22 protein-coding genes are annotated in these 20,840 nt (G+C 57.3%); 13 read left to right on the top strand and 9 right to left on the bottom strand.

The window, feature by feature from the left end; genetic code table 11:
• The first annotated feature begins 2 nt into the window (after positions 1–2).
• Positions 3–941: an MlaD family protein gene (locus SIC15_RS09290; protein ID WP_412537533.1), complete on the top strand. Its 939-nt coding sequence runs from the start codon at positions 3–5 to the stop codon at positions 939–941.
• Positions 938–1,591, top strand: a complete 654-nt coding sequence (locus tag SIC15_RS09285) for an ABC-type transport auxiliary lipoprotein family protein (protein ID WP_412537532.1) — start codon at positions 938–940, stop codon at positions 1,589–1,591. The genes SIC15_RS09290 and SIC15_RS09285 overlap by 4 nt, the downstream gene beginning before the upstream one ends.
• Here the strand turns inward: SIC15_RS09285 and pgsA are convergent.
• The 4 genes from pgsA to SIC15_RS09265 all read right to left on the bottom strand — a co-directional run bounded on the left by pgsA (position 1,524) and on the right by SIC15_RS09265 (position 4,970).
• Positions 1,524–2,102, bottom strand: a complete 579-nt coding sequence (gene pgsA, locus SIC15_RS09280; protein WP_069185058.1) for a CDP-diacylglycerol--glycerol-3-phosphate 3-phosphatidyltransferase — start codon at positions 2,100–2,102, stop codon at positions 1,524–1,526. The two genes, SIC15_RS09285 and pgsA, sit on opposite strands and share 68 nt — an antisense overlap.
• 7 nt (positions 2,103–2,109) lie before the next feature.
• Complete coding sequence (gene uvrC, locus SIC15_RS09275) at positions 2,110–3,972, bottom strand: excinuclease ABC subunit UvrC (RefSeq protein ID WP_412537531.1); 1,863 nt, start codon at positions 3,970–3,972, stop codon at positions 2,110–2,112.
• On the bottom strand, positions 3,956–4,618 hold the full coding sequence (uvrY, locus tag SIC15_RS09270) for a UvrY/SirA/GacA family response regulator transcription factor (RefSeq protein ID WP_069185056.1): 663 nt from the start codon (positions 4,616–4,618) through the stop codon (positions 3,956–3,958). Before uvrY ends, uvrC begins: the two co-directional genes overlap by 17 nt.
• A gap of 100 nt (positions 4,619–4,718) precedes the next feature.
• Complete coding sequence (locus SIC15_RS09265; protein WP_136632071.1) at positions 4,719–4,970, bottom strand: YheU family protein; 252 nt, start codon at positions 4,968–4,970, stop codon at positions 4,719–4,721.
• A gap of 148 nt (positions 4,971–5,118) precedes the next feature.
• Here SIC15_RS09265 and SIC15_RS09260 point away from each other — a divergent pair, with 148 nt between their 5' ends.
• Positions 5,119–5,823 carry an AzlC family ABC transporter permease gene (locus SIC15_RS09260; RefSeq protein WP_412537530.1) on the top strand — a complete coding sequence of 235 codons (705 nt, stop codon included), beginning with the start codon at positions 5,119–5,121 and terminating at the stop codon, positions 5,821–5,823.
• Positions 5,816–6,145, top strand: a complete 330-nt coding sequence (locus SIC15_RS09255) for a branched-chain amino acid transporter permease (protein ID WP_069185052.1) — start codon at positions 5,816–5,818, stop codon at positions 6,143–6,145. Before SIC15_RS09260 ends, SIC15_RS09255 begins: the two co-directional genes overlap by 8 nt.
• A gap of 11 nt (positions 6,146–6,156) precedes the next feature.
• Here the strand turns inward: SIC15_RS09255 and SIC15_RS09250 are convergent, their stop codons facing one another.
• Positions 6,157–6,561, bottom strand: coding sequence for a DUF1330 domain-containing protein (locus SIC15_RS09250; RefSeq protein ID WP_069185051.1), 405 nt, complete (start codon positions 6,559–6,561; stop codon positions 6,157–6,159).
• A gap of 161 nt (positions 6,562–6,722) precedes the next feature.
• On the opposite strand from SIC15_RS09250, the gene SIC15_RS09245 reads away from it, so the two are divergent.
• The 3 genes from SIC15_RS09245 (at position 6,723) to SIC15_RS09235 (ending at position 10,613) form a co-directional block, all read left to right on the top strand.
• On the top strand, positions 6,723–7,184 hold the full coding sequence (locus SIC15_RS09245; RefSeq protein ID WP_412537529.1) for a (2Fe-2S)-binding protein: 462 nt from the start codon (positions 6,723–6,725) through the stop codon (positions 7,182–7,184).
• Complete coding sequence (locus tag SIC15_RS09240) at positions 7,181–9,514, top strand: molybdopterin cofactor-binding domain-containing protein (RefSeq protein WP_412537528.1); 2,334 nt, start codon at positions 7,181–7,183, stop codon at positions 9,512–9,514. Before SIC15_RS09245 ends, SIC15_RS09240 begins: the two co-directional genes overlap by 4 nt.
• Positions 9,515–9,665: 151 nt before the next feature.
• Positions 9,666–10,613 (top strand): AEC family transporter, encoded by a 948-nt coding sequence (locus SIC15_RS09235; protein ID WP_209397751.1) that lies wholly within the window; start codon positions 9,666–9,668, stop codon positions 10,611–10,613.
• Here SIC15_RS09235 and SIC15_RS09230 read toward each other — a convergent pair.
• A complete protein-coding gene (locus SIC15_RS09230) occupies positions 10,610–11,383 on the bottom strand; it encodes a fructosamine kinase family protein (protein ID WP_412537527.1) in 774 nt (257 codons plus the stop codon). The genes SIC15_RS09235 and SIC15_RS09230 overlap by 4 nt on opposite strands.
• 85 nt (positions 11,384–11,468) lie before the next feature.
• On the opposite strand from SIC15_RS09230, the gene SIC15_RS09225 reads away from it, so the two are divergent.
• Positions 11,469–11,744, top strand: a complete 276-nt coding sequence (locus SIC15_RS09225) for an acylphosphatase (RefSeq protein ID WP_209397755.1) — start codon at positions 11,469–11,471, stop codon at positions 11,742–11,744.
• Here SIC15_RS09225 and SIC15_RS09220 read toward each other — a convergent pair.
• Complete coding sequence (locus SIC15_RS09220) at positions 11,741–12,334, bottom strand: GNAT family N-acetyltransferase (protein ID WP_412537526.1); 594 nt, start codon at positions 12,332–12,334, stop codon at positions 11,741–11,743. The two genes, SIC15_RS09225 and SIC15_RS09220, sit on opposite strands and share 4 nt — an antisense overlap.
• A 27-nt stretch (positions 12,335–12,361) precedes the next feature.
• On the opposite strand from SIC15_RS09220, the gene SIC15_RS09215 reads away from it, so the two are divergent.
• The 5 genes from SIC15_RS09215 (at position 12,362) to SIC15_RS09195 (ending at position 18,369) form a co-directional block, all read left to right on the top strand.
• Complete coding sequence (locus SIC15_RS09215) at positions 12,362–12,961, top strand: DUF938 domain-containing protein (protein WP_412537525.1); 600 nt, start codon at positions 12,362–12,364, stop codon at positions 12,959–12,961.
• Positions 12,962–13,136: 175 nt separating this feature from the next.
• On the top strand, positions 13,137–14,744 hold the full coding sequence (locus SIC15_RS09210; protein ID WP_412537524.1) for an ATP-binding protein: 1,608 nt from the start codon (positions 13,137–13,139) through the stop codon (positions 14,742–14,744).
• Positions 14,744–16,132, top strand: coding sequence for a sigma-54-dependent transcriptional regulator (locus tag SIC15_RS09205; RefSeq protein ID WP_412537523.1), 1,389 nt, complete (start codon positions 14,744–14,746; stop codon positions 16,130–16,132). The genes SIC15_RS09210 and SIC15_RS09205 overlap by 1 nt, the downstream gene beginning before the upstream one ends.
• Positions 16,129–17,418, top strand: coding sequence for an ABC transporter substrate-binding protein (locus tag SIC15_RS09200; protein ID WP_412537522.1), 1,290 nt, complete (start codon positions 16,129–16,131; stop codon positions 17,416–17,418). Before SIC15_RS09205 ends, SIC15_RS09200 begins: the two co-directional genes overlap by 4 nt.
• Before the next feature lie 234 nt (positions 17,419–17,652).
• Entirely contained in the window at positions 17,653–18,369 is a 717-nt protein-coding gene (locus SIC15_RS09195) for an ABC transporter substrate-binding protein (protein WP_412537521.1), read from the top strand.
• A gap of 89 nt (positions 18,370–18,458) precedes the next feature.
• On the opposite strand, the gene istB is transcribed toward SIC15_RS09195, so the two are convergent.
• Together istB and istA are read right to left on the bottom strand one after the other, a co-directional pair.
• Positions 18,459–19,214, bottom strand: a complete 756-nt coding sequence (gene istB, locus SIC15_RS09190) for an IS21-like element ISSpu5 family helper ATPase IstB (protein ID WP_008170042.1) — start codon at positions 19,212–19,214, stop codon at positions 18,459–18,461.
• 11 nt (positions 19,215–19,225) lie between these two features.
• The gene (gene istA, locus SIC15_RS09185; protein WP_053114397.1) at positions 19,226–20,767 is read right to left on the bottom strand and encodes an IS21-like element ISSpu5 family transposase; all 1,542 of its coding nucleotides are present in this window, start codon (positions 20,765–20,767) and stop codon (positions 19,226–19,228) included.
• Between the last annotated feature and the right edge of the window lie 73 nt (positions 20,768–20,840).

Genomic DNA, 20,840 nt, shown 5'->3' with positions numbered 1-20,840 from the left:
CCATGGAGCCGAGGGCCCATCACCTGATCATTGGCCTGTTTACCATCCTGGCCTTCGCCGCCGCACTGATCTTTTCGCTGTGGCTGGGGAAATCCTCCGCCGATCGGGAATGGGGCTACTATGAGATCGTGTTCGAGCAGGCAGTTGGCGGCCTCTCCGAGGGTAATCCGGTGCTTTATAACGGCGTGCAGATTGGCGATGTCGTGGAGCTGAACCTCGATCCGAACAACCCCGCTCATGTGCGGGTTCTCGTGCGGGTTGATCAGTCGATTCCCATCCGCGAGAACACCAGGGCCGGCATGGTGCTCGCCAATATTACCGGCAGCATGAGCGTCCAGTTCAGCGGTGGGAGCCCCGACCAGCCCGTGCTAAAGGGCGACCGGGACAACCCGCCGGTCATTTTTGCCGAGCCCTCGGCATTCAACAACCTGCTGGCCAACAGCGAACAACTGCTGGCCAAGGCGGACCAACTGCTTACCAGCGCCACGGAGTTGCTGTCCGGAGACAATATCGAGAACGCCTCTGCGATCCTGAGAAACACGCGCGAGGCCACGGATGCCCTGCTCGACCGCCGGGATCAACTGACCGCCCTGCTTGAACAGTTCGACGCGGCCGCCATTCGCGCAGAAGAAGCCGCCATCAAGGTGTCCAATGTATCGGATAATGCCAACGAACTGTTGCAAACCGATGGCCAGCGGGTTCTGGAATCCATGGACAGAGCCCTGGCGGTAATCACCACGACCATCGGGCGAATTGATGAGCTGACCCGTGACAATCAAGGTGCCATGGATGCTGGCCTTCAGGGCATGGGCGAGTTGGCACCCGCGCTTCGGGAGCTCAGGGCAACCCTGCGCAGCCTGAACCAGTTCACTCACCGGCTGGAACAGGATCCCACAGGCACGCTGTTCGGCAATGAAACCATGAAGGAGATGGCACAGTGACATCGAGGTCAATCAAAAGCGTTGCGCTTCTCCTGGGCGCTGCCTTTGCCAGTGGCTGTACGGTGTTTCCGAACCCCGAACCACCCAGGGTTATGGACCTGGCGTTGGTACAGCCAATTCCCACGGTCGAGCAAACGGTTCAGGCATCCCTTCGAGTGGATACTCCCTACGCCTCCGAGCCCTTCAATGGCTCGCTGATTCTGGCAAAGCCCATCCCACAGGAGTTTCGGGCCTACGAGGCCATCCGATGGAGGGATACAGCGCCTGTGGTGGTCCGGGATACCCTGGTTGCCAGCCTTCGCCAGAGTGGCGCCTTCACAAACGTCATCACCGATACCAATCCCGCGCAGGCTGAGCTGACGCTGGTGACCGAACTCTCTGCGTTTAATTCGGAAACCCCGGACACCGGCCCCCAGGTGGTTATCGAGCTACATCTGCAGATGATTCACAATCGTTCGAGGGCCAACCTGTGTACACGTACCGTCCGGATTGTTGAGCCCGCGGCGGGCACATCGGTTGACCAGATTGTTGAGGCGTTCGGGACCGCTGGCAGCCAGCTGGCCGCCAGGGTGGTTGACTGGGCTACGACGTGTGACTATCCGCCTCGGCTGAGGCCTTCTCGGGAAACAGATCAGACCACGCAGCCTTGAGGTAGAGCCCCATGGACCAGAGCGTGAGAATTGCGGCGATGTAGAGCAGCGCCAGGGCAACATTGGCCCAGAGCACGCCAGGGGGGAAGGCCAGCAAGCCCACGATGGCTGCCATCTGGGCCGTGGTCTTGATCTTCCCGATGTAGGAGACTGCCACACTTGCGCGGCTGCCGATTTCTGCCATCCACTCCCGCAGGGCGGAAATCACGATTTCACGACCGATAATCACCGTGGCCGGAATGGTCAGCAGAATCGCCGAGTGTTCCTCGATCAGCACAGCCAGGGCAACGGCCACCATGAGCTTGTCTGCAACCGGGTCGAGGAAGGCGCCGAAAGGCGTGCTCTGGTTGAGCTTGCGGGCAAGATAGCCGTCCAGCCAGTCCGTGGCCGCCGCCAACCCGAAAATGGCCGCGCTCACGAGGTAGCTCCACCCCACCGGAAGGTAAAAAATCACCACAAACACCGGAATCATGATGATGCGGGAGAGGGTGAGGATGTTTGGTAGATTCATGCTGTCCTTACTCGTCGTGCAATGCTGCGTATATGGTTTCGGCCAGTGATTTGCTGATGCCCTGCACCTTGGCCATCTCATCAACCCCGGCCTTGCGGAGTTCCTGAATGCCGCCAAAATACCGGATCAGGTCGCGACGCTTCTTCGGTCCCACGCCTTCAATGCCTTCCAGTGTAGACTGCCGGAGCTTTTTGTCTCGCCGGGCCCGGTGCCCGGTAATCGCAAACCGGTGGGATTCATCCCGGATGTGCTGGATCAGGTGCAGCGCCGGTGAATCGGCCGGCACCCGGAACACATCGCCAGTCATGGCGTCAATCAGTTGCTCCATGCCTGCACGACGGGTCACTCCCTTGGCGACACCAATCAGCGGGATATCGGAAATCTCAAGCTCATCAAATACTTCCCGGGCAATATTCAACTGCCCTTTACCACCATCGATGAAGACCAGATCCGGGCGCTTGCCCTCCCCGGCCACCATCCGCTTGTAGCGGCGGGTAAGCACCTGTCGCATGGCGGCGTAATCATCGCCGGCGGTGACACCCTCGATATTGTACAGGCGGTAATCGCTCTTCAGGGGGCCATTCTCATCGAAAACCACACAGGATGCGACGGTATTTTCCCCGTGGCTGTGGCTGATGTCGAAACACTCCATTCTTTGCGGTGTTTCTGCCAGCTCCAGAAGATCCCTCAATGCCAGCAAGCGCCGGTACACGGTCTCCTTGCTCGCCAGGTGCGTGAGCAGGGTCTGGCGGGCGTTCGTCATCGCCAGCTCCAGCCACCGGCGGCGTTCACCCCGCACATTGCCGCGAATCCGGGTTTCCCGGTTTGCGGACTCGCTGAGGGCCTGGGCCAGCAATTCCTGGCCTTCCACCTCAACCGGCACCAGGATGTCCCGAGGAATCTCCCGGCGGGTGTTGCCCCCGAAATAGTACTGGCCAAGAAAGGCGCTGAGCAGTTCGCCCTCGGTCTGTTCGATGGAGTAGCGGGGGAAGTAGTCTTTGGTCCCCAACACCCGGCCACCCCGCACGATGATCACAACAATACAGACAACCCCGGCATCCTGGGCAATGGCAATGACATCCGCGTCGCCGCCCTCGCCTTCGATTGATTGCTGCTCCTGCACGTGGCGCAGGTGGTTGATCTGGTCCCGGTAGGCCGCCGCTTTTTCAAACTCCAGATTCTTTGATGCCGCCTCCATGGCGTTCATCAGATCGTGGAGAATCGCAGGGTTCTTGCCCTCCAGAAACATTGTGGCGTGACGGATGTCCTGCTGATACTCCTCGGGCGTGATGTATTCAACACAAGGTGCCGTGCAACGGTTGATCTGGTACTGCAGGCAAGGCCTTGTTCGATTCCTGAAAAAGCTTTCACTACAGTTCCTTATGCGGAAAATCTTCTGTAATACATTAAGACTTTCCTTAACCGCACCCGAGCTCGGAAACGGCCCGAACCAGGTGCCGCCACCCTTTTTAGTGCGGCCACGTCGAAACGTCAGCGAGGGGTAATCGCTGTGGGAAGACAAATAGATATAGGGATAGGACTTATCGTCACGGAGCAGGATGTTGTAGGGCGGCCGTAGCGATTTGATCAGGTTCTGTTCGAGCAGCAGTGCTTCGGTTTCGCTGCCGGTGATGGTCACTTCAATGGAGGCAATCTTGCCAACCAGGGCTTCGGTCTTGGGCGCCAGGCCGGTCTTGCGGAAGTAGCTGCCAACCCGCTTTTTAAGGTTGCGGGCCTTGCCCACGTATAGAACCGAGCCACCCTCGTCGTACATTCGGTAGACGCCGGGCCGCTCGGTCAGCTGTTTCAGGAAGCTCTTGCTGTCAAACTCCCCGATTTGGGTGCTCTCAGGGTCAGACCTTGTCGGCATCAAGCAACCCGAGCCGCACTGCCATCAGGGCCAATTCAACATCACTGGAGATTTCCAGTTTCTCAAAGATCCGGTAGCGGTAGCTGTTTACCGTCTTGGGGCTCAGGCACAGCTTGTCGGAGATATCCTGCACCTTCTGGCAATCCACCACCATCATGGCAATCTGCATTTCCCGTTCGGACAGCCGGTCGAACAGAGACAGCTCGCCGTCTTCATCCCGATCACCGCCGCCCAGTTGCTTCAGGGCCATCTTCTGGGCGATTTCCGGGCTGATATAGCGCTGACCGGTATGGGCCATACGGATGGCGCGGACCATTTCCTTGATATCAGCGCCTTTGGTGATGTAAGCCGTGGCGCCGCTTTGCATAACGCGTGTCGGATAGGGATCGTCTGCGCAGGCGGTGACCACAATCACACGAATGGAATCATCAATTCGGAGGATACGACGGGTTGCCTCGAGGCCCCCGATACCCGGCATGCGGATATCCATGAGCACAATATCCGGACGCTGTTGGCGAACAAAATCGATAGCGTCCTCGCCGGATGACGCCTGCCCGATGACTTCAATGTCCGGGTTGTCAGCCAGCATCCGGGTAATGCCGGACCTCACCAGCTCATGGTCATCTACAACCAGTACCCTGATCAAAATTCACCTCGCACACGGCTTTCGGGAAAACAGCGCGATTGTAACGTTTAGTTCCGGCCCCGGGTAGGTGCAAACATAAATACCGTGACAGACCTGACGCCTAACCCGGCACACCCAGACCGGCGGTATTCTCAACCGGATCGAACCAGACCACCAGCTCGCCCCGCCGCACCGCAGACATCACCCTGCTCTGCTCGCCCATTGGGTTTTCAGTATCGTTCAGGCCGTGGTACCGGGTGCAATATTCTTCCACCAGGCCCTGGAGCTGGTCTTCGGTCAGCAACTCGGTGTCAACAACGAACTTTTCCTGTCTGGGATCTTGCTCTGGCTGGTTTTCGGGGCTGTCAGTCATACTACCTCCTGTGACGCCACCATATTACGGATAAACGGTCAGGGAATGAAGGTAACAAGCTGTTGAAAACCTGTGCGGCTTCTGCGACTTACTTCAAAAAGTGTGACGAATTCTCTATGATCGCCGCTTTCAGACCGTTTGGATGCTAATGAACCAGTCCGTCTTTCGACTCACCTTACCCATTCTGTTCGGCTACTTACCGTTGGGCATGGCCTTTGGCGTGCTGTTTGCCACCCAGCTCGACTATGCCTGGTGGGCAGCACCTCTGATGGGCCTGGTGATTTACGCCGGCGCCGGCCAGATACTGGCTGTGAGTCTTCTGGCGGTTAACGCCGGCCTGCTGGAAGTATTCATCGCGATGTTTGTTCTGAATGCCCGCCATCTGTTCTACGGGCTTTCATTGCTGGGCCAGTTCAAGGGGGCGGGCTGGCGCAAGCTGTACCTGATTTTCGGTTTAACGGATGAAACCTATTCCCTGCTCACCAGCCGCCCACGGGGATCCGACCGGGCTCATGAGCAGGAGGTGGATTTCCGTATTACAGGGTTCAATCAGTGCTACTGGGTTGCTGGGTGCGCAATCGGGGCCTTGCTTGGCGACAACGTCGCCTTTGACAGCACGGGCATCGAATTTGCGCTGGTGGCTCTGTTCATTGTTCTGACACTGGAGCAATACAAGGCCCTGGGCGAAGGTTTCCCCATCTGGCTTGGGGCCGCGGCGGCGGGTGCTGCCATGCTGTTATTGCCACCAGCGCACCAGTTGATTGGGGCGATCGCCCTCGTTACAGCCGTGCTCTTACTGGAATACCGGAGAAGTCGAGGGCAAACTCCGCACAAGGAGAGCAGTCATGGGTGAATCCGGCTATCTGGCAGCCTTCATAGCGGTCGCGGCACTCGCCACCTTCGCCACGCGGGTGATTCCCTTCCTGTTTTTCGAGCGGCATACGGAACACCCGCTGGTCCGACATCTGGGGCGCTACTTGCCTGCGGCGGTGATGGCCCTGCTGGCAACGGTATTCCTGCAACGGTCGGCGGACTGGTCAGGTGCATGGATGGGCTTTGATGCCCTGCTGCCCGGTGCCCTGGTAGTCATCATTCACCTGTGGCGCCGCAACGCCCTGCTCTCCATTGCTGCGGGCACCATCAGCTATATGGCCATCCAGCAAGCCGGGCTCTGACCCGGCCGGGTTTACACCCTGTTTTCGAGATTGGCGACCAGCCGGGAATCCTGCAATGCGGCGGTGCGGTGCTTGACCACGCCTTTGTATTCCGGGCTTTCGATCATGGCCATGAAGGCGTCGATTGACGGGTAGCGGACCAGCAGTACCTGATCCCAGGATTCATCCGGGGGTGCTATCAGCGATCCAACGCTGCGGCCAGACCAGATGACTTCTGCGCCCACCGATCTTACGCAGGCAGCGGCCTCTTCCATGTAAAGCGTGTAGGCTTCCCGACCGGTCCGCTCCGGTGCCTCTTCCTTGTAGTTGGCCCGGTCGCGGAAGCGCAGCAGATTCAACATGACGACAGGCTGGTCTTTCGGGGTATCCGCCAGGACTTTCTGCAGCTGTTCGGGAGTGGGATTAACGGCGTCCATCCTTATCCTCTTCTTCTCATGTTTCCGGGGCCTACTATAGCCCAGGCCGGAGGCGTACGCGCAAGCGATTTCATTACCTTTCATTCAGTTTGCTCTTTTTGCCTTCTTTGTTCGTAAGGCTACAGTGAAGGAGACGCAAAACTCACAAATGAGAGGACGATATGGCTACCCTCACGATTAACGGTGAGCGCTATGAGCTCGACGTTCCCGACAACATGCCCCTACTCTGGGTGATCCGCGATGTTGTCGGCCTCAAAGGAACCAAGTTTGGATGCGGCATGGCCCAGTGCGGCGCCTGCACGGTACACCTAAACGGAACAGCAATCCGCTCCTGCGTGACCCCGGTCTCTGCCGCCACCGGCGAGATTACCACCATTGAAGCCGTGGCTGACGATCCGGTTGGCAGCAAGGTTCAGCAGGCCTGGCTAGACCTCGGTGTCGCCCAGTGTGGTTACTGCCAGGGAGGCCAGATCATGAACGCGACCGCTTTGCTGAAACAGACACCGAATCCCGAAACCGCCGAGATTGTTGACGCCATGGCAGGCAACCTCTGTCGCTGTGGCACCTACAACCGAATCCTTGCTGCAATTGAACGGGCTTCCGGCAAGGAGGGTGAAGCATGAGCACCGATGACAACTTGATGATTGCCAACGTTAGCCGTCGACGGTTCCTGATGGGCCTGGCCGGCGGCTCTGCCCTGGTGCTCGCAGCCCGATGGGACGTGGCCCTGGGTGGCAATGAAAAAGCTCAATTTGGCGCCGGTGCAATGCCCGGCGGCTGGGTCGACGACCCCAACGTATTTATTCATATCGATGCCGATGGCCTCGTTACCATCGTGAACAACCGGTCTGAAATGGGTCAGGGTATTCGGACCAGTCTGGTAATGGTCGGTGCCGACGAGCTTGGTGCTGACTGGGACCAGGTGAGAGTCGAACAGGCCGAAGGCGATCACAGTAAATATGGCAACCAGAACACCGACGGTTCGCGCAGTATGCGCCATTGGTACCAGCCAATGCGCCGTGCCGCAGCAGCCGCCAGGCAAATGCTTGAGCAAGCCGCCGCCAATGAGTGGGGCGTTTCGACCAGTGAAGTTCAGGCCGGCGTACATAAAGTAATTCACAGATCCTCCGGCAAAGAGCTCGGCTTTGGCGAACTCGCCGCAAAAGCAAGGGAACTCGAGGTTCCCGGGCGCAATGCACTGGTACTCAAGCGCGATGAAGAGCTTCGATTTGTCGGCAAGGAAACCGGTCTGATCAACGGCGAGCTGAAATCGGCTTACCCGAAAGCGATCGACGGCGAAGATATCGTGACCGGTAAAGCGCTTTATGGGGCAGATGTGCCGTTTGAGAACCTGCTCTATGCCGTGATTGCACGCCCACCCGTTTATGGCGCAACCGTCGCCAGCTTCGATGATACCGAAGCCCTTAAGGTGCCCGGCGTAGAGAAGGTAATGAAGATTGAGGGTACTGGCCAGCCCGCTGGCTTCAGTCCACTCGGTGGGATTGCCGTGGTGGCCTCCAATACCTGGGCCGCCATGGAAGGACGCAAAGCACTGAAGATCGATTGGGATCTGGAAGCTGCCGGAGACAACGCCAGTTATACCTCGTCCGCCTATCGAGAATCTCTGGAAAAGGCGGCGCAGCAGCCCGGCACGGTGGTCCGCCAGCATGGCGATCTGGATAAAGCTCTGGAAAATGCCACCAAGCGTGTCTCCGCCACCTACTACATGCCTCACATGGCCCAGGCACCCATGGAGCCTCCGGTTGCAACGGTACAAATCAAGGACGGCAAGGCCGAAGTCTGGGCGCCAGTCCAGCATCCGCAGGCAACCCGCGATACAGTCGCCGGCCGGCTGGGCCTCGATGCAGAGAATGTCACCGTTCACGTTACCCTGCTTGGCGGTGGCTTTGGTCGTAAGTCCAAACCGGATTTTGCCATTGAAGCCGCCAGTATTGCCGAGGCTTTCAAAGGCCGGCCGGTGAGGCTGCAGTGGTCGCGGGAAGACGATATTCACCACGCCTACTTCCATGCTGTGTCTGTCGATTATCTGGAGGCCGGGCTGGACGACAATGGCCAGGCCACAGGTTGGCTACACCGGACTCTGTCACCCAGTATCGGCTCGCTATTCGCGCCCGATCCGAAGCACAAGGGTGAGTTCGAACTGGGCATGGGCTTTAACACCATGCCGTTCTCGGTGCCTGCCCTGAGGCTGGAAAACCCGCCTGCACCCGCCCATGTGCGCATTGGCTGGTTCCGCTCGGTCTACAACCTGCCCCATGCCTGGGCGATCCAGAGTTTTGCCCATGAAATGGCTGTGGCGGCCGGCAAGGACCATCGGGATTACGTTCTGGACCTGCTCGGGCCGGACCGGAAGATCCACAACCTGACGGTGGGTGATGGCTGGAACTATGGCGAAGACCCGGACCTCTACCCCATCGATATCGGCCGAATGCGCAACGTCGTTGAGCGCGCGACCAGTGAAGCCGGTTGGGGCAAGTCCATGGGTAAAGGCCGAGGGCTTGGCCTGGCGTTTCACCACAGCTTTGTCTCCTACACCGCGATCGTGTTTGACGTGGAAGTCGATGACCAGGGCGAGCTAACCATTCACCGGGCAGACATCGCCTTCGATTGCGGCCCCCAGGCCAACCCGGAGCGAATTCGTTCCCAGTTGGAAGGCGCCATCGTGATGGGCATCGGCATCGCGCTGCAAAGCGAGGTGACCTTTGAAGACGGCGTGGCGCAGCAGGGTAACTTCGACAAATACCTGATACCGCGCATGCCGGACGCCCCTAAAACCCTGAGGGTCCATCTGGTCGACAATCCGGGTGAGGCCATGGGGGGCGTTGGTGAACCCGGCCTGCCCCCGGTAGCGCCGGCGCTCTGCAATGCGATCTATGCAGCAACCGGTAAACGCATCAGGCGGTTGCCAGTTGGCGACCAGCTGAAAGGGTGAAATCGATCAGGGCCCTCCGGGGCCCTGATTTTTTATTGGCTATTTTCTTTCCGGCCCATACCTTCGTGGTATTCCCATAGCATCCTAGCTTTCTACCCGCTTATAATCCGACTGAATCTCTTCACTTCCCTCGACCCAACGGCCACCCTTGATGACCCTGATCGATCTGTTCCTGCAAACCATGGAAACCACACTGCCCGTGTTTGCCATGGTGTTTATCGGCCTGGGGCTTCGGAAGATTGGCTGGATCGACAATGCGTTTGTGAATACCGCCTCCGCACTGGTGTTCAAAGCCACGCTGCCAACCCTGGTGTTCCTGAGCATCATTCGGGCCGACCTGGATACCGCGTTCAACCCCGGCCTGCTGGTGTTTTACCTGGCCGCGACACTGGCCAGCTTTGCCATCACGTGGCTCTGGGCCCGGTGGCGCGTGGTTCGGGAAGATCGAGGGGTTTACGTACAGGGGGCCTTTCGGGGCAACTGCGGCATCGTCGGCCTGGCACTGGCCGCCAATCTTTACGGCGACTTTGGCCTATCGGCGGGTGGCATCCTGCTTGGCCTGGTGATTATTTCCTACAACATTCTCTCGGTGATCGTGCTGGTGGCCTACCAGCCGGGTCAGACAACGGACTGGACAAAGATCTTCCACGACATCGTCCGCAATCCCCTCATCCTGGCGGTCTTTGTGGCCATCCCCTTTGCCGCCCTGGATATCACGCTGCCACGCTGGGTAATGACCAGCGGCGACTATTTCGCCTCGCTCACCCTGCCCCTGGCGCTGCTGTGCATTGGCGCCACGGTTTCCCTGAGCGCCATCCGCAGCGACAGCAAGACGGCGCTGGGGTCCAGCCTGTTCAAGATGGTGATATTGCCAGCGCTCTGCACAGCCGCAGCGTGGCTGGCTGGTTTTCGGGGTTCCGAGCTGGGCCTGATGTTCCTGTTCTTCGCCAGCCCGACGGCGGCCGCCAGTTTCGTGATGGTTAAGGCGTTGGGCGGTAATGACCGGTTGGCGGCCAATATCATTGCGCTGACCACCCTGCTGGCGAGTATTACCGTAACTCTGGGTGTCTTTGTACTTCGCAGCGCGGGTTTGATCTAGGCCTCACCGCGCCCGACAGACTCGACAACAGCAAACCCCGCCTGACATCCCCCAAGGTATCCGCCGCCGAACAGGTTGTAGTGGTTCAGATAGTGGTAGAGGTTGTAGACATCCCGCTTGGTGCTATACACCGCCGTTCGTGGGTAGTGCGCGTCGTAGGCCCGGTAGAACGCATCCCCAAAGCCGCCAAACATTTGGGTCATGGCAATATCGGCCTCGCGGTCACCGCAGTAAACAGCCGGATCAATCAGCCAGGGGCCGTCAGCGCCATATAGCACGTTGCCATTCCAAAGGTCGCCGTGGAGCAGGCTCGGGTGCTCACAGTGCGCGTTCAGCCAATCAATCAACGTGACTCCGTATTCATCCAGAACCTTCTGGAAACGGCTCCTCTGGCCCGTATCACGGATACGGGAGACCTGGTAGCCAAGGCGTTCCCGAACAAAGAATTCACCCCAACTGTCACACCAGCGATTGGGTTGCAGCGAGAGCCCAATGTAGTTGTCCCGTCCCCAGCCGTAGGCCTTCTGACGTAATGCGTGCATTCTCGCCAGCCCTTCACCCAGGACCGCGCGGGTCTGATCCGAGGCACCTGACGACTGTATGGCGGTGATTTCGAGTTCATTTTCATCCACCCGGTGAACGCGGGGGACGCCAATGCCCGTAACCCCGGCCTCATCGAGTGCGCTGGCGAGGCGTTCCAACCCCTCCGCTTCACAGATCAGGGCATCAGCATAATCAGTGGCATTGTGTTTCAGGTGGGTATTGGCCATCGACTTTCGCGCTCCTTGAAGTTGTGATGCCCGAACCGGTAGATTGAAATGAAGACTGACACGACACAACGAGCGGGGGCAAACCATGGACACCAAACGCTGGCAACTTCTGATATCCGGCCGGGTACAGGGCGTTTATTACCGCGCTTCCACGGAACAGAAGGCCTCCTCCCTTGGCCTTACGGGTTTCGCCCGCAATCTGCACGATGGACGGGTCGAGATTATCGCCGAAGGGCCTGAAGACCGGCTGGATCAACTGAAAGCCTGGTGCGCGGAAGGGCCACCGGATGCCCGGGTGGACGCGGTCGATATTGCCCAGGAGTCCCCGACCGGAGAATTCAGCAATTTCAGCGTGCGTTAATCGATTCGCCTCAGCCAGAAGGTCATTGGCTTGGCGGTTTCTTCCGGTTGGTCCACATCTTTCCAGGTGTAGGTGGTGGCCAGCTCAGGTACTTTCCGGTATCCGCGGTTGTGCCAGAACTGGTCCAGGGGCTGGTAATCCGACGGCCTTAGCGGATGATCCAGCGGCCTCTCGACGGCGCAGAAACAGCAGTGTGTGAAACGGCCCTGCTCCCGGGCATGGCCTTCCCGGCGGTCAAAAAAGGCCACCCCGATGCCCTGCCCCCGGTAGTCCGGCAGCAGCACCGACTCACCGAAATAAAAGATCTTTTCCGGTTCATAACCCTGCTCTATAAACGGGCCTTTGAACTCTTCTGTTTCGTGGTCCATCGGGATACCCGTTGCGGCACCAATAACCGACTCCCCATCCATTGCCAGAACGAACAGGCTCTCTGGCGAGCGGGCGTAGGTATCCAGATACTTGCGTTCGTAGCCCATATTGCCGTCGTACAGGTAGGGAAAGCTGCGAAATACTTCGATTCGCAGACGTGCGAGATCATCAATGTATGGGTTAATCTGATCACCGCTGAGCCGGATTATCGATACCGTCATCTATTACTCCTTTTCAAAAGGTCGAGCATGCAACAGGACAAGCCGTTTTCCCAAGCCTGCGAGAACAATAAAGCGCCGATTCTGGAAAAACTGAGGGCACTTTTCAAACAGCCAGGCACCATCCTGGAGATTGGCACAGGCACCGGCCAGCACGCTGTGCACTTTGCCAGCCACTTGCCGCACCTGGTGTGGCAACCCACTGATCATCCCAACAATGCCCAGCTCTCTCGGGCATGGATCGATGACTCGGAGCTCACCAATATCAACACGCCCCTGGCCCTGGACGTGCTCGGTGGAAGCTGGGCCGATCTGCCCGCCATCGATGGCGTTTTTTCTGCCAACACCGCCCATATCATGGGCTGGCAGGAGGTTCAGGCAATGTTTCGCGGTGTCTCGGAGGTGTTGCCGCAAGGGGGAATCTTCTGTCTGTATGGGCCGTTCAGCTATGGCGGCCGGCACACCAGTGAGAGCAATGCGCGGTTTGATCTGTCGCTAAGAACGCAGGCGCCGCATATGGGGATACGGGATATGGAGGATCTGAAGGCGCTGGCTGAGGAAACCGGCTTTGTGCTCGAGGAGGACTTCGGGATGCCAGCTAATAATCGGTTGTTGGTTTGGAGGAAGTAGCAAGTCGATTCCAAGACCGCTCAACTACCGATATGATCGCTCCATGAAAAGCATAATAAAATATGACGCCTCGACTCCGCCTCGCTTGAGGGTGCTCCGTCGGAATGGCCTGGCAAGACGATATCTGTTCAGCGCACTGTTAATTGCCCTCGTGCCACTTATCGTACTGGCGTTCATGTATGACACCCAGTATGTGAAAGCACTTGAAAAGGTGACTGAAAGTCGGACAAACGCACGACTTGCTGGTGCCGAGAACCTTTTGAGAACTTTTCTTCAAGAGCGAATCTATGAGCTAGAGGCTCTTGCCGACATACCTGAGGTTTTCGAGTGGTTAACCACTGCCAGCCCCAATGAAGAGCCAAGTGCGGAGGTAATGACACAGCTTCGCCAGGCTCTCGATAGTCCTCATCTGTACGGGGTAGTCGTAAAACCCTCCAGATTTGAGGTTCCTTTGTGGTACCTGACACAAACGTTGCTGGATCAAGTGGCATTAGATCAGCTACCTCTCACTCCGTTTGCCAACGGAGAAATCATCGGCCCCGCCCTGCCAACTGAGAATCGGCCCGGCTGGTTTATTCTCAGACTCAGTCCGACGGGGCTTAATCCAACCCCGGAAGCTTGGGTAGGTCTGGTTGTCCGTCTTGCAAGCCTCACCGATCAGGTAAAGGACCTCAGCCTCACTGGCTTGCAGAACCCTCTTGTCGTAACCCCCCAAGACGTGCCGATAACTGCCGTAGGCAACATACCCGGAGACTCCTCCTCTTCCGCTAAAGACATCGATTCAAACGATTTTATCGAAGGCTGGCACATACGCCTTCAATGGCTGGGCGACCCGTTGTTAGGGCCCCTGGAATCCGCGAGATTCGGGTTAATCTTTCTGGCTTCTGGAGCAGCTCTGGCCGTTATCCTGTTGTCCCGTCACCTCTCCAGAAGATTGGAAAAGCAGGTTACGCCGCTGATTGAGGGAGCTGACCGCGTCGCTGGAGGAGATTTCGATACTCCGCTACACACGGAGGGTACGGCGGAAATAGGTTATCTGGCTTTCGCTCTCGAGCGTATGCGGCTTCGTCTTCGTCGACTGGTGAAAAGCATGGTTGACGTTGAGCGACGTGCCATATTGGGGCAATTCTCCGCCGGTGTCGCGCACGAGATCAGAAACCCTCTCGCTACCATCAAAACAACCATTCAGGCCCTGTCACGGAAGGAGTCGGATCCCAAACGCCAAAAATTAATGGAGTCAGTTGACCATGAAATCGACCGAGTAAATGACGTTGTTCAACTGCTCCTGGATTACGCTCGCCCCAGAGAAGCCAAGGCGAACAAGGTCAATATTATCGACGTTGTTGAAACAGTTAAAATTCTTGCCGATGCCGTTGCGCATCGTCATGGGATCGAGTTGGTACAAGTCGAGCACGAGCCTGTTTACGCGTGGGCCGATTCGGCACAGGTCCGCCAGATAGTGATGAATCTGGTGATGAACGCAATTCAGGCGATGGAAGGTATTGGGGGCCGAGTTACCATAAGAACCAAACAGCAGGGCTTGGCAGTTTATGTTTCTGTCAGCGATAACGGCCCTGGTGTAAGCGCAGACCACCTGAGCCACCTGACAGAGCCGTTTTTCACAACGAAAACCAACGGCACTGGCCTAGGCCTGGCCATTTGCAGACAGCTCGCGCAGGCCAATCAAGGAAACCTTCGTTTCCAGAGCGTTTCCGGCGAAGGTCTGAAAGTCACTCTGAAACTGCCGCTTTATCTGAACAACGAGAACCAGGAAACAGTTTAATGCGAAAGCCAACCGTCCTCATCATCGATGACGAGAAAAATCTTGTCAGTAGTCTGATGTTTTCACTCGAAGAAGAAGAAATGACGGTTTTCGCCGCTTACGACGGAAAAAGCGGTCTCGCCGAGATTGAAAAACAAACACCAGACGTGGTCTTGCTCGATCTTAAATTGCCTGACCAATCCGGTTTTGAGGTTCTCGACCAGGTCCAGGCACTTCCTGCCCCGCCCGTCACGATCATGATTTCGGCCCATGGCGATACTCGCGCTGCTGTCGAGGCGGTCAAAAAAGGCGCACAGGATTACATCACCAAACCGTTTGACCTGGACGAACTGATTCTTTTAATTCAGCGCAATCACAAACATCGCCAACTTACAGAGGAAGTGGCATATCGGAGAGAGCGGGAATCTGAAGTTCATGGCCTTGTTGGCCACTCCTTAGCCATGCAAAAGCTGCTCGATCAAGTCGAGCGAATCGGTAAGAGCTCTGCGCGCACCATACTTCTCCAGGGACCATCGGGCAGCGGGAAAACCCTCATTGCGAAAGCGTTGCACGCCACAAAAGACAAAGCCGCGCCGTTCGTATCCGTAAATTGCGCTTCGCTGCCTGAAAACCTGCTGGAAGCTGAACTGTTTGGCGCAGAAAAAGGAGCCTATACCGGTGCCGACAAACGCCGGACAGGCTTGGTTGAGTTAGCCAACGGTGGCACTCTTTTCCTGGATGAAATTGGTGAGCTGCCGCTAACCCTGCAGGCAAAATTATTAACCTTCCTGGAGACTCACCGTTTTCGCGCAGTGGGCGGTCAAAAAGAGATTGACGCGGATCTGCGTGTCATAGCGGCCAGTAACAGAGATCTGCAGACAGAAGCCCAAGCGGGAACATTTCGTGAGGACCTGTTCTACCGTCTGAACGTTATGCCACTGACGATCCCGTCCCTGGCTGAGCGCAAGGAGGATATCCCCGTTTTGACATCGAACTTCGTTACTGAGCTGGCAGCGCAAGAGGGCTGCAAGCCGATCAGGCTTACATCCGAAACCCTCACCAGACTCTGTAATTATGATTGGCCGGGAAATATCCGGGAACTCCGCAACACCATTGAACGACTCACCATATTGCATGCTGGCGAGAGCATTAGCGTTGATCGACTGCCGCCCGAAATCATCGGCTCATCTGCTCAAATGCCCCCTCTGATGACCGGAAAGGATTCTGCCAGCAACGAAAGCCATGGATCCTTGACCAGTGAAATCGCAAAACGGGAGGCCCAGTGCATTCTGGACGCATTGGCGCAATCCAACGGCCGCAAAGGCGAAGCTGCAAATTCCCTCGGAATATCCAGACATGCCTTGAAAAGAAGGATGCAGAAACTGGGGCTCACCGGAGACGAACTGTGATCCCGATTTCCCGCAACCGATTTATCGGCATCCTGGTTGCAATCTGTCAGTTGGTTCTTGTCACAATTGCAATGCCAGCCAAGGCGCTGGAGTCTCTGGGGGCAAGCGAGGACACAGCGGATATTGTTGTTGGTTGCCTTTACCCCATGTCCGGGCGAGCTGGGGTCCTGGGTCGGGACTCAGTGGTAGGTATACGGCTTGCGCTTCAATACATTGAACAGCAGGAGCTGCCGGCACTACCTCGTCTCAGGGTTTTGCTCGGGGATACCAAGTCCAAACGATCAACCGCCGTTACGATTGCCAAACGTTTCATTGAAGAAGAGCGGGCGACATTCCTGTGTGGCGTTGTTAATTCGTCAGTTGCGATTCAGGTGACCGAAATTGCCGCTTCCGCAGATGCGTTTTTTGTTGGTACAGACCACGCTTCGTCCAGACTCACCGATGAATTTTTCCACGATCGCTATTTCCGCGTGACGAACGACACCCGCCAATCGATGACAGCCGGAGCGCTGTTTATCAGAGACTACTTTGCTGACCACTTGAAGAAAAAACCGCTTCGAATCTCCTACCTGGGTCCGGACTACGAGTACGGTTATCAGGTATGGGCCGATTTTCGAGAAGCTTTGAATAAACTGGGCGTAGATTACGAGATTGCCGGTGCGCTCTGGCCCCGGTTAAGCGAGCCAGACTACAGTCACTACATCAATGAGCTGATCCGACAAAAACCGGATTTGGTCGTGAATAGCTTGTGGGGAGGTGATTTCGTCGCTTTTGTCACGCAGGCGACTGACACCAGGCTGTTCGATGTTTCTCGCTTCGCCAACTTTGAAAAAGGTGGCGATTACGAAATCTTTGCTCACCTGGGCAATCGCATGCCTCTGGGATTGTTACTTGCATCCCGGCATCACAACAACTGGCCAGAAACAGATTTTAACCGGTGGTTTGTTCAGGAATTTCAGCGGCAGGCCGGCTACTACCCCTCCTCCGGAGCACAAGGTGCATTTACCGGAATACTCGCAATCGCCGAAGCGGCCCGCCAGGCAGGCGGTGACTACAAAAACCTTGAAAGCATCGAGATAGCTTTTGAACAATTGAGCCTGACTACTCCAGAGGATCCGCCAGGTTTCCAATCGTCGATGGATCCGGTTACCCATCAAATTCGCCAAGTAATGGCGATTGGTGAGACGGTGGAGGACCCTCGCTTTCCTCCCGCAAAGGTAATGCTGGGTAATTGGCGAATCTATTACCCGTCTGATTACGAGCAAGTTCACTCGATAACACAATGAGCGGAATCCGCTCATTTTCGCTCACCCACCATGAGCGAATTCCGCTCATCGACTTCAGAAAATCTGACGTCGTTTTCTATTTCCCATAAAAACATATAGTTAAGAAGATAGAATTTCTGGCATAGGGCGTGCAATCAGTTACAGGCCGGCTTGAAAACGTCGGGCAGGACACCGGAAAAAGCCATACTGGTGGTCCAACCAAACGACACAAGAACAACAGTCTGGAGATCTGATATGAAACGTCCCCTGCTTACCGCAGCGACGGTCGCCTGTGCCATGACGACAGGTGCCATGAGCCTCAACGTTTACGCCAATGAAGAGTACAAACTTGGCCTTGTAACCTTTCTTTCAGGCGCAGCTTCCGGGCCTTTCGGAATTCCCGCAAAGAACGCTGCTGACCTGGTAATCGATGCTATCAACGACGGCACACTCCCCGCCCCTATCGAAGGCAAGGGAATTGACGGTCGAATGATCACGCCTGTCTACGTTGACGAAGCTGGTGGAGCAACAAAACAAACCTCCGAATTTCGAAACCTCGTTGAGCGCGATGGCGTCGATGCGGTTGTAGGCTATATTTCCTCCGGTGACTGTCTGGCCATCCCGGCAGTCGCTGAAGAACTCAAGATGCTCACCGTATTGTTCGACTGCGGCACTCCTCGGGTCTTCGAGGAAGCTGACTACGAGTATGTTTTCCGCACACACTCTACCGCCAGCATGGACAACATCGCGGCGGCCCGCTACGTTCATGAAAACATTCCCGACCTGGAATCTGTAGCAGGCATCAACCAGAACTACTCCTGGGGTCACGACAGCTGGCGCGACTTCACCGAGACTCTGAAGGTACTGCGTGGCGGTGATCTTGAGATCACAACAGAACAGTTCCCCAAATTGTTCGCGGGCCAGTACGGTGCCGAAATTTCTGCTCTACAGGTAAACTGCGTAAACCGCTGAAGGTTGCCACCCATTCCACGTGAAGCCTGCCACCCGGACCGGAGCAAGGCTGCCACCCATCGGAGCGTAGCGACGCGGGGTTTCTCTTCTTACTCCGAAGTCTCAGTGCCCGTCAACTTTGCCTGCTGTTTTCGCATGGATTCGCCCCGCAGATTGATCTTGTAGGCGTTGTGTACGAGCCGGTCCAGGATGGCATCTGCCAGAGTGGCGTCACCGATGATGCCGTGCCATTCCTCGATGGGTAATTGGCTAGTGGCGATGGTGGAGCGCCGGCCATGTCGGTCTTCCAGCACCTCCAGCAAGTCCCGCCGGTTCTCCGCGCTCAGCTTCATCAGCCCCCAGTCATCCAGGATCAGCACGTCGACCTTGGCCAGGCTGGTCAGGAGCTTTGAGTATTGGCCATCGCCCTTGGCGATGGTCAGCTCTCGTAGCAGCCGGGTCAGGCGGACGTACTGGGCGGTGTAACCCTCCCGGCAGGCCTTGTGTGCCAGAGCACAGGCCAACCAGGTTTTCCCGACGCCAGTCGGGCCGGTGATGAGCACGTTCAGGTGTTCCTTCACCCACTGGCAGCTGGCCAGACTCTGGACAAGCCCTTTATCCAGGCCCCGTGAGTTCCGGTAATCAATGTCTTCGAGGATGGCGGCGTGTCGCAGCTTGGCCCGGCGCAGGCGGCTGCTCATGCGTCGGTTGTCCCGTTCCGTCATTTCCCGGTCGACCAGCAGGCCAAGGCGCTCCTCGAAGCTCAGGTCGGTAATGTCGGGGGTGGCCGATTGATCCGCCAGGGCGGCGGCCATGCCGGTCAGTTTGAGGGCGTGGAGCTTATCCAGCGTGGGATGTTTCAGCATGTCAGGTTCCTTCAGTGGTAGTAGGCGGGGCCACGGATGTTGTCGTGTGTGTCGGGTAAGGCCAGTTCTTGTTGCTCTTCCAGGGGCTGCTCATCCAGGCGGTGCTTGAGGATGGATTCGATGCTCTTGTATCGGCAACTGCCCAGCATCAGGGCGCGTTGGCAGGCACGTTCTAATCGTGCCTCGCCGTAGCTCTGGCCCAGCCGGAGAATGCCCAGACAGGACCGATAGGCCTGTTGCGGATGCTTTCTTGCCCCCAGCGCGGTACGGATAAGCTTTTCAGTTGCCGGTCCAGTCTTGGCTGCCCAGGCGGTCAGTCGCTCTGGGGTCCACTCGCCGGCTTGGCGATGGGACTCCGGCATGTGAGCGGCGATGGTGCTATGCCGACCCTTCTGATCCGAACGCCGGTGGCTGGCGATCCGGTTGCCCCGGTGGAAGCATTCGATGGTGTTGTGGGTGATCCGGACCTCCACCTCTTTCTTGATCAGGGTGTAGGGCACCGAGTAGTAGTGCCCATCGATGGCCACGTGGTAGTCGATGTGTACCCGGGCTTTTTTCCACTCGGCGTAGACATACGGCTCGGCGGGTAGCGGTTGTAGAACCGGCTGGTCCAGCTGTTTGAAGTGATCAAGCCGGCACCCGGGCAACTTGCGGAAGGGGCGGCTATTGAGCTTCTCCAACAGCTCACGGATGGTGGCGTTGAGCTGCCCCAGGGAGAAGTGCTGACGATGGCGCAGGGCCGCCAGGATCCAGCGCTCAACGATCAATACGCCACCTTCCACCTTGGCCTTGTCACGGGGCTTGCGAACCCGTGTGGGGACAACGGCCACGCCATAATGGCTAGCCATATCCTGATAGGTCGGATTGAGATCCGGCTCGTAGCGATGGGCCTTGCTGACGCCGGAACGGAGGTTATCCGGAACCACCAGTTCCGGCACGCCGCCCAGGAACTCGAAGGCTCGGATGTGAGAGCCGATCCAGTCCGGCAGGGTCTGGCTCCAGGTGGCCTCGGCGTAGGTGTAATTGGACGCACCCATCACCGCCACAAAGACTTGCGCCTCATGGATCTCACCGGTGGTGCGATCAATGACGGGCACCGTGTGCCCAGCATAGTCCACGAACAGCTTTTCACCGGCTCGGTGGTCCTGACGCATCACCAGATCCAGCTTGCCCTGCCAGGCCCGGTAGTGCTCGCAGAACCAGCTGTACTGGTAGCCATCCGGATTGGCTTCCCGGTACTCCTGCCAGAGCAGGAACAGGGTGACGTTCTTGCCCCGGAGTTCATCGTGGATTCGCTTCCAATCCGGAATGCCTCGGGCCTGTGCCGGCAGATCCGGTGGTGGCGGGAACAGCCGTTGCTCCAGCTGGGCTTCACTCAGATCCTCTGGCAGCGGCCAGCCAAGCTCCGCCTCAGCAGCACGCCGCAGATACTCGCTCACAGTGGGGCGACTGATGCCGCAGGCTGCGGCAACCTGCCGGTTACTCAGCCCTCGCTCCCACTTGAGGCGAAGGACTTCTTTGATTTTACGCATGGATAACCTCATCGCTGGCATCTGGCCCTCTCCGGATGAAAAGGAGCAGAGTACCGTTAGTTATCCCGCGCCGGACGTTTTGATGGGGAAATCA

It is taken from the genome of Marinobacter sp. MIT932201 (assembly GCF_047123295.1).
GTDB lineage: Bacteria > Pseudomonadota > Gammaproteobacteria > Pseudomonadales > Oleiphilaceae > Marinobacter > Marinobacter salsuginis.
The sequence above is the reverse complement of the archived record's forward strand: the minus strand, read 5'-3'. Positions and strand labels throughout refer to the sequence as shown.